Source organism: Cupriavidus necator, assembly GCF_040578825.1.
GTDB lineage: Bacteria > Pseudomonadota > Gammaproteobacteria > Burkholderiales > Burkholderiaceae > Cupriavidus > Cupriavidus necator_E.
The window spans coordinates 66,587-82,712 of sequence record NZ_JBEFLI010000028.1 but is presented as its reverse complement, the minus strand read 5'-3'; the positions used below and the strand labels follow the sequence as shown (position 1 = coordinate 82,712).

12 protein-coding genes, 1 pseudogene and 2 riboswitches are annotated in these 16,126 nt (G+C 66.3%); of the genes and pseudogenes, 9 read left to right on the top strand and 4 right to left on the bottom strand.

Annotation, left to right across the window (positions count from 1 at the left end):
* From AB1I47_RS15995 to AB1I47_RS15985, 3 genes and pseudogenes are all read left to right on the top strand, one after another.
* A pseudogene (locus AB1I47_RS15995) lies at positions 1-132 on the top strand (ABC transporter ATP-binding protein); the annotation flags it as partial.
* A 9-nt stretch (positions 133-141) separates the two neighbouring features.
* Complete coding sequence (locus AB1I47_RS15990) at positions 142-1,026, top strand: branched-chain amino acid ABC transporter permease (RefSeq protein WP_354684718.1); 885 nt, start codon at positions 142-144, stop codon at positions 1,024-1,026.
* Positions 1,027-1,055: 29 nt separating this feature from the next.
* On the top strand, positions 1,056-2,039 hold the full coding sequence (locus AB1I47_RS15985; protein WP_354684724.1) for a branched-chain amino acid ABC transporter permease: 984 nt from the start codon (positions 1,056-1,058) through the stop codon (positions 2,037-2,039).
* 180 nt (positions 2,040-2,219) lie between these two features.
* Here the strand turns inward: AB1I47_RS15985 and AB1I47_RS15980 are convergent, their stop codons facing one another.
* Positions 2,220-3,488 (bottom strand): D-amino acid dehydrogenase, encoded by a 1,269-nt coding sequence (locus AB1I47_RS15980; RefSeq protein ID WP_354684717.1) that lies wholly within the window; start codon positions 3,486-3,488, stop codon positions 2,220-2,222.
* Between the two features lie 57 nt (positions 3,489-3,545).
* Positions 3,546-3,661: riboswitch (glycine riboswitch) on the bottom strand.
* Positions 3,662-3,762, bottom strand: a riboswitch (glycine riboswitch).
* A 303-nt stretch (positions 3,763-4,065) separates the two neighbouring features.
* Here AB1I47_RS15980 and AB1I47_RS15975 point away from each other — a divergent pair.
* From AB1I47_RS15975 to AB1I47_RS15965, 3 genes are read left to right on the top strand one after another with little or no spacing between them, the layout of a single operon-like run.
* On the top strand, positions 4,066-6,297 hold the full coding sequence (locus AB1I47_RS15975; RefSeq protein WP_407935851.1) for a TonB-dependent receptor: 2,232 nt from the start codon (positions 4,066-4,068) through the stop codon (positions 6,295-6,297).
* Positions 6,298-6,299: 2 nt separating this feature from the next.
* A complete protein-coding gene (locus tag AB1I47_RS15970; RefSeq protein ID WP_354684715.1) occupies positions 6,300-7,547 on the top strand; it encodes a sialidase family protein in 1,248 nt (415 codons plus the stop codon).
* Positions 7,544-8,062 carry a TlpA family protein disulfide reductase gene (locus AB1I47_RS15965; RefSeq protein ID WP_354684714.1) on the top strand — a complete coding sequence of 173 codons (519 nt, stop codon included), beginning with the start codon at positions 7,544-7,546 and terminating at the stop codon, positions 8,060-8,062. The genes AB1I47_RS15970 and AB1I47_RS15965 overlap by 4 nt, the downstream gene beginning before the upstream one ends.
* A 54-nt stretch (positions 8,063-8,116) precedes the next feature.
* On the opposite strand, the gene AB1I47_RS15960 is transcribed toward AB1I47_RS15965, so the two are convergent.
* From AB1I47_RS15960 to manD, 3 genes are all read right to left on the bottom strand, one after another.
* Positions 8,117-8,587: a DUF3597 domain-containing protein gene (locus AB1I47_RS15960; RefSeq protein ID WP_354684713.1), complete on the bottom strand. Its 471-nt coding sequence runs from the start codon at positions 8,585-8,587 to the stop codon at positions 8,117-8,119.
* Between the two features lie 181 nt (positions 8,588-8,768).
* Positions 8,769-9,803 carry a Zn-dependent oxidoreductase gene (locus tag AB1I47_RS15955; protein ID WP_354684712.1) on the bottom strand — a complete coding sequence of 345 codons (1,035 nt, stop codon included), beginning with the start codon at positions 9,801-9,803 and terminating at the stop codon, positions 8,769-8,771.
* Between the two features lie 38 nt (positions 9,804-9,841).
* Entirely contained in the window at positions 9,842-11,050 is a 1,209-nt protein-coding gene (gene manD / locus AB1I47_RS15950; protein WP_354684711.1) for a D-mannonate dehydratase ManD, read from the bottom strand.
* Between the two features lie 370 nt (positions 11,051-11,420).
* On the opposite strand from manD, the gene AB1I47_RS15945 reads away from it, so the two are divergent.
* The 3 genes from AB1I47_RS15945 to AB1I47_RS15935 all read left to right on the top strand — a co-directional run bounded on the left by AB1I47_RS15945 (position 11,421) and on the right by AB1I47_RS15935 (position 16,028).
* Positions 11,421-12,872 carry a mannitol dehydrogenase family protein gene (locus tag AB1I47_RS15945; protein WP_354684710.1) on the top strand — a complete coding sequence of 484 codons (1,452 nt, stop codon included), beginning with the start codon at positions 11,421-11,423 and terminating at the stop codon, positions 12,870-12,872.
* A 34-nt stretch (positions 12,873-12,906) separates the two neighbouring features.
* Entirely contained in the window at positions 12,907-13,923 is a 1,017-nt protein-coding gene (locus AB1I47_RS15940; RefSeq protein WP_354684709.1) for a TRAP transporter substrate-binding protein, read from the top strand.
* A gap of 236 nt (positions 13,924-14,159) precedes the next feature.
* Positions 14,160-16,028, top strand: coding sequence for a TRAP transporter large permease (locus tag AB1I47_RS15935; protein ID WP_354684708.1), 1,869 nt, complete (start codon positions 14,160-14,162; stop codon positions 16,026-16,028).
* Positions 16,029-16,126 lie beyond the last annotated feature (98 nt).

The window sequence follows — 16,126 nt, the reverse complement described above, 5'->3', positions numbered from 1 at the left end:
CAGAACTTCCGCTTCGCCGCGCCGCTGGCCGACCGCTTCTACGTGATGGAGCACGGCAGCATCGTCGAGCGCTTTGCCGCCAGTGAGCTGGAGGCCAGGATGCCGGTGCTGCACGAACTGCTGGGCGTATGAGGAGTCCCTATGAACCTGTTTGAAATCCCGCTGCCGGCGCTGCTGTCGCAGCTATTGCTGGGGCTGGTCAACGGCGCGTTCTACGCCATGCTGAGCCTGGGCCTGGCGGTCATCTTCGGCCTGCTCAACGTCATCAACTTCGCGCACGGGGCACTGTTCATGCTGGGCGCGGTTCTCGCCTGGGCCGGCATGGCCTATGCGGGGCTCAGCTACTGGGTGATGTTGCTGCTGTCGCCAGTGGTGGTTGCCGGCCTCGGCGTGCTGATCGAGAAGACCATGCTGCGCTGGATCTACAAGCTCGACCATATCTACGGCCTGCTGCTCACGCTGGGCATCACGCTGGTGATCGAGGGTGTGTTCCGTTCGGTCTATGGCGTATCGGGGCTGCCGTACGCCGCGCCCGAAGCGCTGCAGGGCGCCACGGATCTCGGCTTCATGCACTTGCCCAACTACCGCGTATGGGTCGTCGCAGCGTCGTTGCTGGTCTGTGCTTCGACGTGGTACGTGATCGAGAAGACCCGGCTGGGGGCGTACCTGCGCGCCGGCACCGAGAACGCCAAGGTGGTGGAAGCCTTCGGCGTCAACGTGCCGGCGATGGTGACGCTGACCTACGGCTTCGGCGTCGCGCTGGCCGCGTTGGCGGGCGTGCTGGCCGCACCGGTGATGCAGGTGTCGCCGCTGATGGGGCAGAACCTGATCATCATCGTATTCGCCGTGGTGGTGATCGGTGGCATGGGCTCGATCATGGGTGCGATCCTGACCGGCCTGGGGCTGGGTGTGATCGAAGGACTGACCAAGGTGTTCTATCCCGAGGCATCGTCGACCGTGGTCTTCGTGACCATGGTGATCGTGCTGCTGTTGCGCCCGGCAGGGCTGTTCGGAAAGGAGAAGTGATGAGCGGACAAACTATCGCTGCGATCGGCATGCAGCAGCAAGCGGCGCGCCGTTTGCCGAGGGGGGCGTTGTATGGCTTGTTGTTAGTGTGCCTGCTGGCGGCGCCGCTGGCCGGCGCCTATCCGGTGTTCGTGCTCAAGGTGCTGTGCTTCGCGCTGTTCGCGTGCGCGTTCAACCTGCTGATCGGCTATACGGGGCTGCTGTCGTTCGGCCATGCGGCTTTCTTCGGCGGCGCCGGCTATGCCGCCGGCCATGCGATGAAGGTCTGGGGCGTGACGCCCGAGATCGGGCTGATCCTGGGCACCGCCACCGGCGCGCTGACCGGCTATGTAGTGGGCTCGCTGGCGATCCGCCGCCAAGGCATCTACTTCTCGATGATCACGCTGGCGCTGGCGCAGATGCTGTTCTTTATCTGCCTGCAGGCGCCGTTCACCGGCGGCGAGGACGGGCTGCAGGGCATCCCGCGCGGCAAGCTGTTCGGCATCGTGCCGCTGTCCGACGACCTGACGCTGTATTACGTGGCGCTGGTGATCATCGTCGCGGCCTTCGCGCTGATCGTGCGCACGGTGCATTCGCCGTTCGGCCAGATCCTGAAGGCGATCAAGGAGAACGAGCCGCGCGCGATCTCGCTGGGCTATGACGTCGACCGCTTCAAGCTGACCGCCTTCGTGCTGTCGGCGGCGCTGTCGGGGCTGGCCGGATCGGTCAAGGCGCTGGTGCTGGGCTTCGAGACGCTGAGCGACGTGCATTGGTCGATGTCGGGGATGGTGATCCTGATGACCTTGCTGGGTGGGCTGGGTACGCTGTCGGGGCCGATCGTTGGCGCCTTTGTCGTGATTGCGCTGGAGAACAAGCTTGGCGAGCTGGGCAGTTATCTTGCGACGGTGTCGGGCGTGGGCTGGTTCAACGGGCTCGGGGAATCGGTGTCGATGGTGACGGGGGTTATCTTCATCGTTTGTGTGCTGACGTTCCGCAAGGGGATGGTGGGGAGTCTTGGGCGAAGTCCTGGATGAGGCCCTCAGCCGTCCACGCCGCTGGGGGGAGAGGGCAGGCGCTGGCATACCGACGCGCTTCACTTCGTCGACGCTCCAGTCCTCACCCCCACCCCTCCCGCGCGCGGGAAAGGGGTGCCTTCACCAGGGTTGGTGGCTCGCGTTCAGCGCTGGTGCGGAGGGCTGCGCAGCTGCGCCAGCTCAGGCCTTCGCCAACGCCAGCGCCGCCCCTGTTGCGACGGCCGGCTTTGCCCCCAGCTGCCGCTCCACCACCCCAGCCACCATATCCGCCGTCACCGCCGACAACGTCCACCCCAAATGCCCATGCCCCGTGTTGTAGAACACGCACGGCGCACGCCCCCGCCCGACGCGCGGCAGCATATCCGGCATCATCGGCCGCAGCCCCGCCCACGGCACCACGCTGCGCGTGCTGACGCCAGGGAAGCACTGCTGCACCCACTCCACCAGCGGCCGGATGCGGTCGGCGCGGATGTCGCGGTTGTAGCCGTTGAACTCGGCGGTGCCGGCCACGCGGAAGCGGTCGTCGCCAAGGCGGCTGGTGACGAGCTTGGTTTCGTCATCGAGCAGGCTCACCGTCGGCGCCGACGCGCGGCTGGTTTCATCCGTCAGGTTGACCGTGATCGAATAGCCCTTGACCGGATAGATGTTGACGCGATCCCCCAACCCCGCGGCGAGCGCGCGGCTGGCAGTCCCGGCGCAGATCACGGCGCCGTCGAACGTGGAGGTAGCGGTCTCGCCGCGTTGCTGCACGGTCACGCTGGCGCGCTTGCCATCGGTCTTCACCGCACGCACGTCCTGGCCATAGAGACAGCGCACGCCTAGCCGGTCGATGGCCGCGGCCAGGCCGCTGGTGAATTTGTGGATATCGCCGGTGGAGTCGCTCTCGGTGAAGTACCCGCCGTAGTAAGAGCCGGCCAGCGTCGGCTCGATCGCGCGCATTTCGTCCGGCGTCACCGCGCGCCGCTCCAGCCCGCCCTGCGCCAGCAGCGCGGAGACGCGGCCGGCATGCTTGAAGCCGGCCTTGTCGCGGTAGATATGCAGGATCCCTTCCTGCTTCAGGTCGAAATCGATCCCTTCCTGCGCTGCCCATGAAAACAGGTGCTCGCGCGCCGCGATGGCGAGCCGCGCGGTCTCGATGGTGTTGCGGCGGTAGTGGGGGATGGAGGCGATGAACTCGGCGAACCACGTCAGCTTGTGCCAGCTCGGGCTGGGATTGACCAGCAGCGGGGCGTCGCTGCGCAGCATCCACTTCAGGCCCTTGACGATGGTGGACCAGTGGGTCCAGACCTCGGCATTGGAGGCGGAAAGCTGGCCGCCGTTGGCGAACGAGGTTTCCATCGCGGCATAGCGATGGCGTTCGAACAGCGTGACGGAGAATCCGCGCCGGGCGAGCGCGTAGGCAGTGGTGACACCGGTGATGCCACCGCCGATGACGGCGATTGTCTTCATGATCTGGCAGGTTCCAGGAACGTCGATGGTGGGAGCCCGTACGCGACATGCGTAGCGGACGCCCCCTCTGTTCCGGACCTGAGAGATTCACGACACCTCGCCAGGGGCGATGCGCGCTTGCTCCTTCGGTATGCCGGCGGACGATGACGCCGGCATTCTTCAGAGTGCACTGACTTGTGATGCCGGTCCTTTTGCCTGAGAGTTTCCGGGGCGGTTGCTCCTTCGGCGCTGATCGCGGCGGCGGCCGCGGGTCAGTCTCTCCCAGCATCACAGTGGCTTGACGCCAACCGGGGCAATGTAGAGACAAGGCTTGCCCTTGGATATACGGGTTTACCTGAGTGGCGCAATGCGACGACCGGCGGTGCGGAATGCGCAGGCGCGCACTTTCCCTGCGGTTCCATGACCGCGTCGCTATGTCGCATCGCAGCAGCCCCGCCCGCGACCTAGAATGTCAGCGCTCGCTCCCGGGAGGAAGCGCCAGATACAGCGCGCGCGAGGCGGCCGAGCCAAAGAAGACGACAAACAAGGTTTTCCCGTGAAGAAAAATCGGATCGCCCTGGCCGCATCGGCCGCGCTGATGGGCCCGGGCATCGCCGGCGCGCAGGTAGCCGCCCCCGAGCCGCTGCAGGAAGTCGTGGTTTCGGCCAAGACGGAACGCAGCGAAACCCCTGCCACGCCCCCGAACACGCCGTCGCCCGCCTACGGCATCAGCAGCCGGCGCATGGCGGACTTCAATGTGGTGAACACCGAAGACGCGCTCAAATACGCGCCCAACCTCGCCGTGCGCAAGCGTTTTATCGGCGATATGAATTCGATCATCTCGGTGCGCAGCACCAGCTCGCGCCAGTCGGCGCGGGGGTTGGTCTATGCGGACGGCCTGCTGCTGTCCAACCTGCTGGGCTCGGATTTCGGCTTTCCGCCGCGCTGGTCGCTGGTCAATGCCGCCGAGATCGAGCGCGTGGATGTGCTGTACGGCCCGTATTCGGCGCTGTATCCGGGCAATTCGCTGGGCGCGACGGTGCTGATCTCTACGCGCACGCCGGAGAAGTTCGAAGGCGATGCCAGCGTGCAGTGGTTCACGCAGCGCTTCAGCCAGTACGGCACGCACGACAACTTCAACGGCGTGCATGCCAACGCCTACGTGGGCGACCGCGTCGGCCCGTTCTCATGGCTGGTCAGCGTGGACCGGCAGGACAGCAAGAGCCACCCGCTGAGCTTCTACACCGCGGCGCGTTCGACCCGGCCTGCCACCTCCGCCGCCACGCCGGTCACGGGCGCCTTTTTCGACCGGGACCAGACCGGCGCCGACCGCGTGGTGATGGGCGTCAACAGCGAGGGCGTCACGCACACCGTGCAGGACCAGCTCAAGCTCAAGCTCGGCTATGACATCACCAATACGCTGCAGGCGCAGTTCACCGCCGCCTACTGGCAGCAGGACCGTTCCGGCACGACCGGCAGCTACCTGCGCGATGCCAACGGCAACGTGGTCTCCAGCGGCCTGGTCAATATCGGCGGCTACCAGTACAGCATCCCCGCCAACGCCTTTGCGCCGGGCAACGGCGAAGACGCGCGCTGGCTGTACGGCCTGTCGCTGCGCACGCGCAACGAGACCGGCTGGAACGTCTCCGGCGTCGCGTCATTGTTCGATGTCAGCAAGGACGTGAGCCGCACCGCCAGCACCGCCGGCAGCGGACCAGGCACCGTGACCTATGGCGACGGCACCGGCTGGCGCACGCTCGACCTGAAGGCCGACTATCGCCCGCAAACACTGCAGCGCGGGCACTGGGTCACGTTCGGCTACCACTACGACAACTACCAGCTGACCAACACCACCTACAACACCTCGGACTGGCAGGCGGCCACCATCACCAGCTTCAGCAACGCCTTTGCCGGCAAGACCGAGACCCAGGCGCTGTATGCGCAGGATGCCTGGTACTTCGCGCCCGACTGGAAGCTGGTCCCAGGCGTGCGCTACGAACACTGGCGCGCCTATGACGGCAGCCGCAACCAGCCTGGCGCCAACATCGGCTACCCGGTGCGCAGCGAATCCAACTGGTCGCCCAAGCTCGCGCTGGAGAAGGCGATCGGGCAGGACTGGCTGGGCCGGCTCTCGCTGGGCCAGGCCTATCGCTACCCGACCGTCAGCGAGCTGTTCCAGGGCCGCATCACCGGCACCACGCTGATCAACAACGATCCCGACCTGCGGCCGGAACGCTCGTTCTCGAAGGACCTGACCTTCGAGCGCACGGTGGACGGTTCGTACTTCCGCGTCTCGGTGTACGAGGACGATATCCGCGAGGCGCTGGTCAGCCAGACCAACACCACCGTGTTCCCGACCGTCACCAGCTTCCAGAACGTGGACCGCGTGCGCACGCGCGGCATCGAGCTGGCGTACGACGCGCGCGATGTGCTGGTCAGCGGCTTCGACCTGTCGGCCAGCGGCGCGTACAACCATTCGAAGACGCTGGAGAACGCCAACAACCCGGCCTCGGTGGGCAAGTATTTCTACCGGATCCCGAAGTGGCGCGCCAATGTGGTCGGCACCTATCGCATCACGCCGGCCTGGGCCGGCACGCTGGCAATGACCTATTCGGGGCGGCAGTACAATACGCTCGACAATTCCGACGTCAACCCCGACACCTTCGGCGGCACCAGCACCTTCCTGACCTTCGACGTCAAGGTGACGTACCGGCCGGCGAAGAACGTGCGCCTCGGGCTTGGCATCGACAACCTGACCGACCAGCGCTACTACGTCTACCACCCATATCCGGGCCGGACGTTCTACGCCGAGGCCAAGCTCTCCTTTTAAGTGTGAACAAGACCATCACCATGACCGGCATGCGCACCGGCTTTCGTTGTATCGTGGCCGGGCTGCTGGCCAGTACCGCGCTGGCGGGCAACGCGCAAACGCACGGCAATCACGGCGGCCACGGCGGCCACGGTGGCCAGGCCAGGGCGGCAAAGATGGCTGAACTTGGCACCGGCGCTGCCTTCGACAGCAACGGCAAGCTGTGGATCGCCTACAAGGACGGCCCCCATGTGGCGGTGCGTTCGTCGACCGATTACGGTCGCAGCTTCGGTCCCGCGCAGCATGTCAACAGCACGCCCGAGCCCGTCGCCGCCGATCATGAGAGCCGCCCCAAGGTCGCGGCCGGCCGCGATGGCGAGGTCTACGTCACCTGGACCCAGCCGCGGCCCAAGCCGTGGACCGGCTTTATCCGCTTTGCGCGCTCCACCGACGGCGGCAAGTCGTTTGCCGCGCCGCTGACGGTACATGCCAATCGCGACCAGATCGCGCATCGCTTCGATGCCATCGCGGTGGACCCGTCCGGCCGCGTCTTCGTGAGCTGGATCGACAAGCGCGATGTCGCCGCGGCAACAGCGCGCAAGCAGCCTTACGCCGGCGCCGCGATCTATTACGCAGTATCGGCCGACCACGGCAAGAGCTTCCAGGGCGACTACAAGATCGCCGACCAGTCGTGCGAATGCTGCCGCATCGCGCTGTCGCCCACGCCCGACGGCAAGATGCTGGCGCTGTGGCGCCACGTGTTCCCGCCCAATGCGCGCGATCATGCGCTGGCACTGCTGGGATCCGATGGCAAGGCCACGCCGATGCAGCGCGCCACCTTCGACGACTGGCGCATCGACGCATGCCCGCATCACGGCCCGGGAGCATCGGTGGCGCCGGACGGCACCGTGCATATGGTCTGGTTCAATATGCGCGAAGGCAAGCCGACGGTGTCGGTCGGCCGCTGGAAGGACGGCAGGCTGCAGGCGCAGCGCCCGCTGGACGACCCGCGTGCGCAGCACGCCGATATCGTCGCGCTCGACAACAATGACATCGTGGTCGCATGGAAGGCATTCGACGGCCAGCTGACGCGCCTGACCGCGATGCTGTCGCAGGACGGCGGCAAGACCTGGCAGACGCGGCAGCTCGCACGCACCGAACGCGATTCCGACCAACCGCACCTGCTGCAGCATGCCGGCCGCGCCTACGTGCTGTGGCGCACCGAGGCCGAAGGCTTCCAGGTCTTCCCGCTGGCAAAGGAGGGCGCATGAAGCCGATCCGCCGCAGGCTGCTCGCCGCCGCAGCGTTTGCCCTGATGGGCCTGACCGCCGCCCATGCGGCCAGCCAGAAACCCGGCGCTGCGCCCGATCGCGTCGCGGTCTTCGAATCCGCCAGCGCCGCGCAACTGGCGGCGAGCCAGAAAGGGAAGCCCTTCGTGCTGCTGGTATGGTCGCTCGATTGCGTCTATTGCAAGCGCAATTTTGACGCCATCGGCAAGCTGCGCGCGCGCCATCCCGAGCTGCGCTTCGTCACGCTGGCGACGGACAGCCCGGACGCGCTGCCGCAGGTGCAACAGCGACTCAGGCGCGCCAGTCTGACGCGCAATGCATGGGTATTCGGGCATGAGCCGCAGGAGCGGCTGCGCTATGCGGTCGATCCCGACTGGATGGGCGAGATGCCGCGCACGTACTTCTATCGTGCAGACGGCCAACGGCAGGCTGTGTCCGGCGTGATCAGCGACGCGGACTGGGACAAGCACCTGCGCTGGGCCGGCATCGCCGGCTGACGACAGCCATCGCGCTGGCCCCGCCGAAGCGTTCGGCCGGGCCAGCGCCACAGGTCAGGACAATTCCTTCGGCAACTTGCCGCCGTTCGCGGCGAGCTCTTGCATCAGGCGCTTGTGCAGCCAGGTGTTCATCGCTGCCGAGTCTTCCATATCCCCGCTGTAATGCAGCTCGCGCGCCAGCTCCTTGCGGTGCTCCAGGCTGCTGTCGATCCCCAGCGCCTTCATCGCATCCACGATGGACGTGCGCCAGTTCAGCGTCTGCCCGCTTTCCTTGACCAGGCGATCCATGATCGCTTCGACGTCTACGCCCGACAGCGGCGTGGCGGTTGTCCCAGCCGCTGCGCCCGTGCTGCCTGGCGTGGCGCCCCCTGCCGGCGCTGCGGCGCCAGGGCCAGACGGTGCTGCGGTGCCCGGCGCCGCCGGTGTGCCGGTCGTGGTACCGGTGGTGGCGGTGGTCCCGGTGGTCGTCGCCGTCGGCTTTGACTTGCCCAGCAGCTTGTTGAGGATGTCTTTGAAAATGCTCATGGTGGCCTCCTGAGTGGGATTCGGGCAACAGGGCCATGCATGAATCGGACCATCTTGCTCGGCCATGCAGTGTGGGGCACTCGTTCAGCCGGTTGTAAATGCTGCATGCAGCGGTCCGCTGCCCGGTGGAATTCGACCAGCGCCTCACCGATGGCCGCGCTATCGAATTTCGCAGGTTTGGTCAGCAATTCGCGCCGAAATCCAGCAGCACCTTGCAGCTCAGTTGCGGATGGCGTTCGGCCATATCGAAAGCGGCGGCGACTTCGCGGAAATCGAACTTGTGCGTGACGATATGGCCGGGATTCACCAGCCCGCGCGCAATCCAGTCGATCACGGTGGGGAACATGGCGCAGTTCAGCCGCGATGCGGACAGCGTCAGTTCCTTCCTGGTCAGCTCCTGCTGCGGGATCGCCGAGGGCGTGGCTGAGAAGCCCAGTATGCCGATACGGCCCGCCGGCGCGGCAATGCGCACCGCCTCTTCCAGGATCGACGGGTGGCACACCGCGTCGTAGATCAGGGTCGGTCCGCCCACGATGCCCCGCGCGGCGAGGGCCTGCCCGAGCGGCTCGCGCAAGGTGTTGATCACCTCGTCCTCTGCTGCGCCGCAGCCGCGCGCCAGCGCAAGGCGTTCGTCGACGTGGTCGGTGATAAAGGTGCGCACCCCGTAGACGCGCTTGAGCACCTGCAACAGGTTGAGCCCGACCGGCCCGGCGCCGTAGATCAGCGCCACGTCTTCGGCCATCACACCGGTGCGCTGCGTGGCGTTGGCTGCCACGGCAAACGGCTCGATCACCGAGGCGCTGGTGTCCGCCAGGCTATCCGGCACCGCGTACGCATTGTTGGCCGGCACGCATGCGTACTGGCTGAAACCGCCGTCACGGTGCACGCCGATCACGCGGAGCTGGCTGCAGACGTTCTGCCGGCCGATCCGGCATGCATGGCAGGCGCCGCAGCTCACCACCGGATCCACCACCACGCGCTGGCCGATACGCGATGCGTCGACCCCGTCGCCCACGCAATCGATGCGGCCGACAAACTCATGGCCGATGATGCGCGGATAGGCCACGAAAGGATTCTGCCCGTGGAAGATGTGCAGGTCCGAGCCGCAGATGCCGGCGTAGCGCACGCGCACGCGCACTTCGCCGGGGGCAGGGTCGGGAGTGGGCCGTTCGCATACGGCCATGCTTCGGGGTTGGTCGACGACGACGCTCAGCACGCTGTTTCCCCTTGTTTTTGAATGGCCTGGGCGGAGGCTTACCAGTTCCACATCGCGCCGTCGCGCAGGCGCGCCACCGGCAAATAAGCGCGCTCGTACGGGTAGCGCGCGGCCAGGGTTTCGTCGATATCGACGCCCAGGCCTGGCACTTCATCCATGACCAGGTAGCCGTTTTCGAAGCGGTAGTTGTGCGGGAAGACTTCGTCCGTCACGGCGCTATGCGGCATCAGTTCCTGGATGCCGAAGTTCGGCGCCCACAGCCCGAAGTTGACTGCTGCGGCCATGCACACCGGCGACAGGTCGGTGGCCCCGTGAAAGCCCGTGCGCACCTGGTACATCGCCGCGAAATCCGCGATGCGGCGCACGTGCGTGATGCCGCCGGCGTGGACGATGGTGGCGCGGATATAGTCGATCAGCTGGTGGCTGATCAGGTCCTTGCAGTCCCAGATGGCGTTGAAAATCTCGCCCACCGCCAGTGGCGTGGTGGTGTGTTCGCGGATCAGGCGGAAGGCCTGCTGGTTCTCCGCGGGGGTGGCGTCCTCGAGCCAGAACAGGCTGTGGGGCTCGAGGTCCTTGCCGAGCCGGGCCGCTTCGATCGGCGTCAGCCGGTGATGCGCATCGTGCAGCAGATGCGGCTCCATGCCGACCGCCTCGCGTACCTTGCGGAACAGTTCTGGCGTGTGGCGCAGGTAGAGCGAGGTATCCCACGGCTCTTCCGGCGGCAGACCCTTCTGCGCGGGTTCGTAGTGACCTTGCTGCGCGCCCACGCCGTACACCTTGGACAGCCCCGGCACCCCGGACTGGACGCGGATGGCCTTGTAGCCCTGCTCGATATGCCGGTGCACGGCATCGACCGCTTCGGCATGGTCGCGGCCATTGGCATGGCCGTAGACCATCAGCCCGTGGCGGCTCCGGCCGCCCAGCAACTGGTACACCGGCATCCCCGCCAGCTTGCCCTTGATGTCCCACAGCGCCATGTCGATGGCCGCGATCGCGGTCATCGTGACCGGCCCGCGCCGCCAGTAGGCGCCGCGATAGAGGTACTGCCAGATGTCCTCGATATTGCGCGGGTCGCGCCCGACCAGGCAGGGGATCACGTGCTCGTCGAGGTAGGCGCTGACGGCCAGCTCGCGGCCGTTGAGCGTGGCGTCGCCAAGGCCATACACGCCCTGGTCCGTGATCACCTTGACCGTCACGAAGTTGCGCCCGGGACAGGTGACGATGGTTTGTATCTGCTCGATCTTCAACGCGTGCTCCGTCCGGATCCGTCGGCAAAGCCGCTTGCGGGCGCCTGCGTGTGCGAGGCCGCGCTGGCGCGGCCGGAGAGCGCTGTGAGAACGGTGATTTCAGCAATGGCCTGGCCGAGACTTCGTCGGACAAGTGAGACAGGTGAGACGCGCATGCTCTGCTTCCGGCATCGGTGGGATGCAATGCAGATTACACCGTGGTAGTCGGCACGGAGCGCGGTCGATTCTGCAACGAAATAGAGCTGTTGCTGCAATTGATTAGCGAAATGGCGGCGGATATCACACCATTCCGCCATGCTACTTTTCGCGGCATGGAGACAGCACATCGTGCACGCGCTATGCGGCAAACAGGAAGATCGAGGCACCCGACATGAGGCTGGCGCAGCGCACCCTTTGCGGCGCCGGCGATGGCGTGCGCCTGCCCGGCTACGACCGCCGCGGATTGGCGCGCGGCATCGTTCATATCGGTCTGGGTGCTTTCCATCGCGCGCACCAGGCGCTGTACACCGAGGCGGCGATCTGCAACGGCGATGCCCGCTGGGGCATCGTCGGCGTCAGCCTCAGGGAGCCGCGCATGGCCCGTGTGCTGGAGGCCCAGGATCGCCTGTACTCGGTGACCGAGCGCGAAGGCGCGGCGGCCACGACGCGCATCGTGGGCGCCCTGGTGCAGGCCCTGTACGCACCGCATGCCCTGGCGCAGGTGATCGGCGCGCTGGCCGATCCTGGCATTCCGGTGGTCACCTGCACGGTGACAGAAAAAGGCTACAGCCAGCATCCGTCGACCTCGGATCTCGATACCGGCGACGCCGACATCCGGCACGACCTGGCGCATCCCGACACGCCAAGAAGCACGCTGGGCGTGCTGGCCGCGGGCATCCGCCGACGGCCTGCCGGGGCGCCGCTCAGCATCGTCTGCTGCGACAACATGGCCGGCAATGGCGACACCCTGCGCAAGCTTCTGGTGCAGTACGCGCAGCTACTGGATCCGGCGCTGGCCCGCCGCATCCGCGACGAGGTGGCGCTGCCTAACTCGATGGTGGACCGGATCGTGCCGGCCGCCACCCCCACTTCGCTCAGCTGGGTGCAGCGGCGCCTCGGGCTGCGTGACGAAGCGGCCATCGTCTGCGAGCCGTTCACGCAATGGGTCATCGAGGACCGTTTCGCCGGTCCCAGGCCGGCCTGGGAAGCGGGCGGTGCGCTGCTGACCGGCGATGTGCGTCCCTTCCAGGCAATGAAGCTGCGGCTGCTCAACGGCACGCATTCGGCCATCGCCTATGCCGGGCAGCTTGGCGGGTTCGACAGCGTGGCCGCGGCGATGGCCGATCCCGTAGTCGGCGCCTTTGCACGGGGTGTGATGGAGGACCTGCGCGCCACCGTCGAGCCACCGCCCGGCTACGACGTTGGCCGCTACTGTCATGCGTTGCTGCGCCGCTTCCGCAATGCCGCGCTCGAACACCGTACCGCGCAGATCGCGATGGACGGCACGCAGAAGGTGCCGGTGCGCTGGCTGCCCGCGCTGCGCGAGAGCGTCAGCGCCGGTATCGAGCGCCCATGCCTGGAGCGCGCGCTTGCCGCCTGGCTGCATTACCTGCGCAGCGGCTTGAGCGACAGCGGCCAGCCCCTTGTCATCGGCGATGCCGGGGCAGCCGCGCTCTGCGCACGGCTGCGCGCCGCAGCCAGCGATCTGCAGGCCGTCCGGCACGCGCTCGACCATGCCCCGGTTTTTGGCAACGAACCGTGGCCGCAACCGTTCGCGCAACGCCTTGCCTGCCATCTGACGGTCTTGCGCGAACGCGGCGCGGCCGCGCTGCTGTCCCTGTAAGCCAACTTACCTGTCCAAAGGAGTCAACCACACCATGGCCTTGCTTACCCGCCGCCAGTTCGGAACGCTCGCCGCCGGGGGCCTCGCGCTGGCACTGCCTGGACACCGGGCATTTGCCCAGGCCCGCCCCATCAAGCTGAAGTACGGCACGGCCTTCCCCGCCGACCATCCGGGCACGCTGCGCATCAAGGAGGCCGCGGAGGCGATCGGCAAGGATACCGGCGGCAAGGTGGAGCTGCAGGTGTATCCCACCAGCCAGCTCGGCAGCGAGCCGGACATGATCTCGCAGGTCCGTGCCGGTGCGATCGATTTCATGTCGACGGCTGGCACCAATTTGCAGACGCTGGTGCCGGTAGCCGGCATCAACGGCGTCGCCTTTGCCTTCAAGGACTACGCCACGGTCTGGGCCGCGATGGACGGCGACCTCGGCAACTACGTGCGTACGGCACTGGACAAGGCCAACCTGCACGTCTTCGACAAGTGCCTGGACAACGGCTATCGCAACATCACTTCGGCGATCCGGCCGGTCAACAAGCCTGAGGACCTGAAGGGATTCAAGCTGCGCGTGCCGGGAATTCCGCTGTGGATCTCGATGTTCAAGGCGCTGGGCGCATCACCGACCGCGATTCCGTTCGGCGAGCTGTATTCGGCGCTGCAGACGAAAGTGGTCGATGGCCAGGAAAATCCGCTGGCGCTGATCCGCAGCGCCAAGCTCTATGAAGTGCAGAAGTTCTGCTCGCTGACCGCGCACACCTGGGACGGCCACTTTATCTTCGGCAATGCCCGGAAGTTCAAGGCGCTGCCAGCCGAAGTGCAGGGGTCGCTCACCGCGAACCTTACCGCTGCGGCGCTGAATCAGCGCGAGGATATCGCACGTTTGAACACCGATGCGCAGGCCGAGCTGGCCCGGCTTGGCATCACGTTCAACCGGCCCGACCCTGAACCGTTCCGCAAGCTGCTGCAGAGTGCGGGTTTTTATCAGGAATGGAAGAAGAAATATGGGGAGGAAGCCTGGGCCAGGTTGGAGCGGTACGCCGGGCCGCTGGCTTGAGTGGCGGCAGAAGGCGTTGGTCCTGCGAGTGTTTGCTCCCCTCTCCCGCGCGCGGGAGAGGGACCGGGGGAGAGGGCAGGCGCTTGCCTCGCGACATGGCGCGTTGGTCCGCAACGCCCGGCCCTCTCCCTAGCCCTCTCCCGCATGCGGGAGAGGGGACCGGTTAGCGGTACGTTGGCCGCGCCGCCGTACGCGACAGCCCTTGCCACACAACAATGCCAAAACAGGAGACCGCGATGGAGCACACCGCCAAATCCGTTGTCCATCCGCCATATATCCCCTACGCGGCTTCCGCGCTGTGGGGCCGGATCATGGCGAGCGTGGTGGAGCTGCCCGCTGCGCTGATCGTAGTGGCCGAGATCCTGATCCTTGGCGGCGGCGCCTTTGCTCGCTACGCACTGCATGCACCGATCCCGTGGACCGACGAACTCGCCAGCATCCTGTTTCTCTGGCTGGCGATGCTCGGTGCCATCATTGCGCTGCACCGCAGCGCGCATATGCAGCTGACCACGTTCATCAAGGACCTGTCGGCTGCGCGGCGCGCCTGGCTCGATGCCTTCGGCATGTGGTTGGTGGTGACGTTCCTCATGCTGCTGGTTTGGCCGGCGTGGGAACACCTGGCCGAGCACATCGAGGTCACCACGCCGACGCTGGAGATCAGCGAAGGCTATCGCGCCGCCGCGGTATTCGCCGGCACGGTGCTGATGCTGGTGACCGCGCTGGTGCGGCTGCTGGAGCGATCGGGCTGGCGCCAGATCGTCATCAGCGGCCTGGTGGTGGCCGCTGGCGCTGCCATGTTGTGGCTGCTGTCACCGACGTTGATGGATCTCGGCAACGCCAACCTGGTGATCTTCTTCCTGCTGATGCTCGTCACCTGCGTGGTCATCGGCGTGCCCATCGCCTTTGCCTTCGGTCTGGCGACCCTGTCATACCTGGCGCTGTCCACCACCACGCCGCTGTCCATCATCCCCAACCGCATGCAGGAGGGCATGTCGCACCTGATCCTGCTGGCGGTGCCGCTATTTGTCTTCCTCGGCGCCCTGATCGAGATGACCGGGCTGGCGCGGGCGATGATCAGCTTCCTGGTCACGCTGATCGGTCACGTGCGCGGCGGGCTGCAGTACGTGCTGCTGGGCGCGATGTATATCGTCTCCGGCATCTCGGGCGCCAAGGCCGCCGATATGGCCGCGGTGGCGCCGGCGCTGTTCCCGGAGATGAAGAAGCGCGGCGCCAGGGATGGCGACCTCATCGGCTTGCTGTCGGCGTCGGGGGCCATGTCAGAGACCATTCCGCCGAGCATTGTGCTGATCACCGTCGGGTCGGTGACCGGGGTCTCGATCACGTCGCTGTTTATCGGCGGCCTGATGCCGGCTGTGGTGGGGCTGGTGATGATGTCCCTGGTGGTCTGGTGGCAGACGCGCAAGGAAGACATGAGCAGCGCCGCCCGTCCGCCGCGGCGGGAAATCCTCAGGTCGCTGCTGGTCGCATTGCCCGCCCTGGCGCTGCCGGTCATCATCCGCAGCGCGGTGGTGGAGGGCATGGCCACGGCAACCGAGGTATCGACCATCGGCATCTTCTATACCGTGCTGGCAGGCGTGGTCATCTATCGCCAGTTCGACTGGCGCCGGATCTACCCGATGCTGCTCGACACGGCGGCGCTGTCGGGGGCGATCCTGCTGATCGTCGGGTGCGCGACCACCATGGCGTGGGCGCTGACGCAGTCGGGCTTTGCGGATGACCTGGTCGGCATCATGTCCGCCGTGCCGGGCGGCAAGATTGGCTTCCTGCTGGTTTCCGCGCTCGCGTTTGTCATCCTGGGGAGCCTGCTCGAAGGCATTCCTGCGATCGTGCTGTTCGGGCCGTTGCTGTTCCCGATTGCGAAGCTGGTTGGTGTACACGAGGTGCACTACGCGATGGTGGTGATCTTTGCGATGGGCCTTGGCTTGTTCGCGCCGCCTTTTGGTGTTGGGTTCTATGCGGCTTGCGCGATCGGGCGCGTGTCGCCCGACGTGGCGATGCCGCGCGTCTGGCCGCATATGGCGGCGCTGTTTATCGCGTTGTTGTTGTTGACGTTAGTGCCGTGGTTCTCGACCGGCTTCCTGTGAGCAGCGTTCGGCCCTGTCGGCGCAGTAGTGCAGCGTTGGTGCACGAGTGCGTTGAACGCAAGCCGCCACCCCTGGTGAACGCAAGCGGGAGAGGGGAG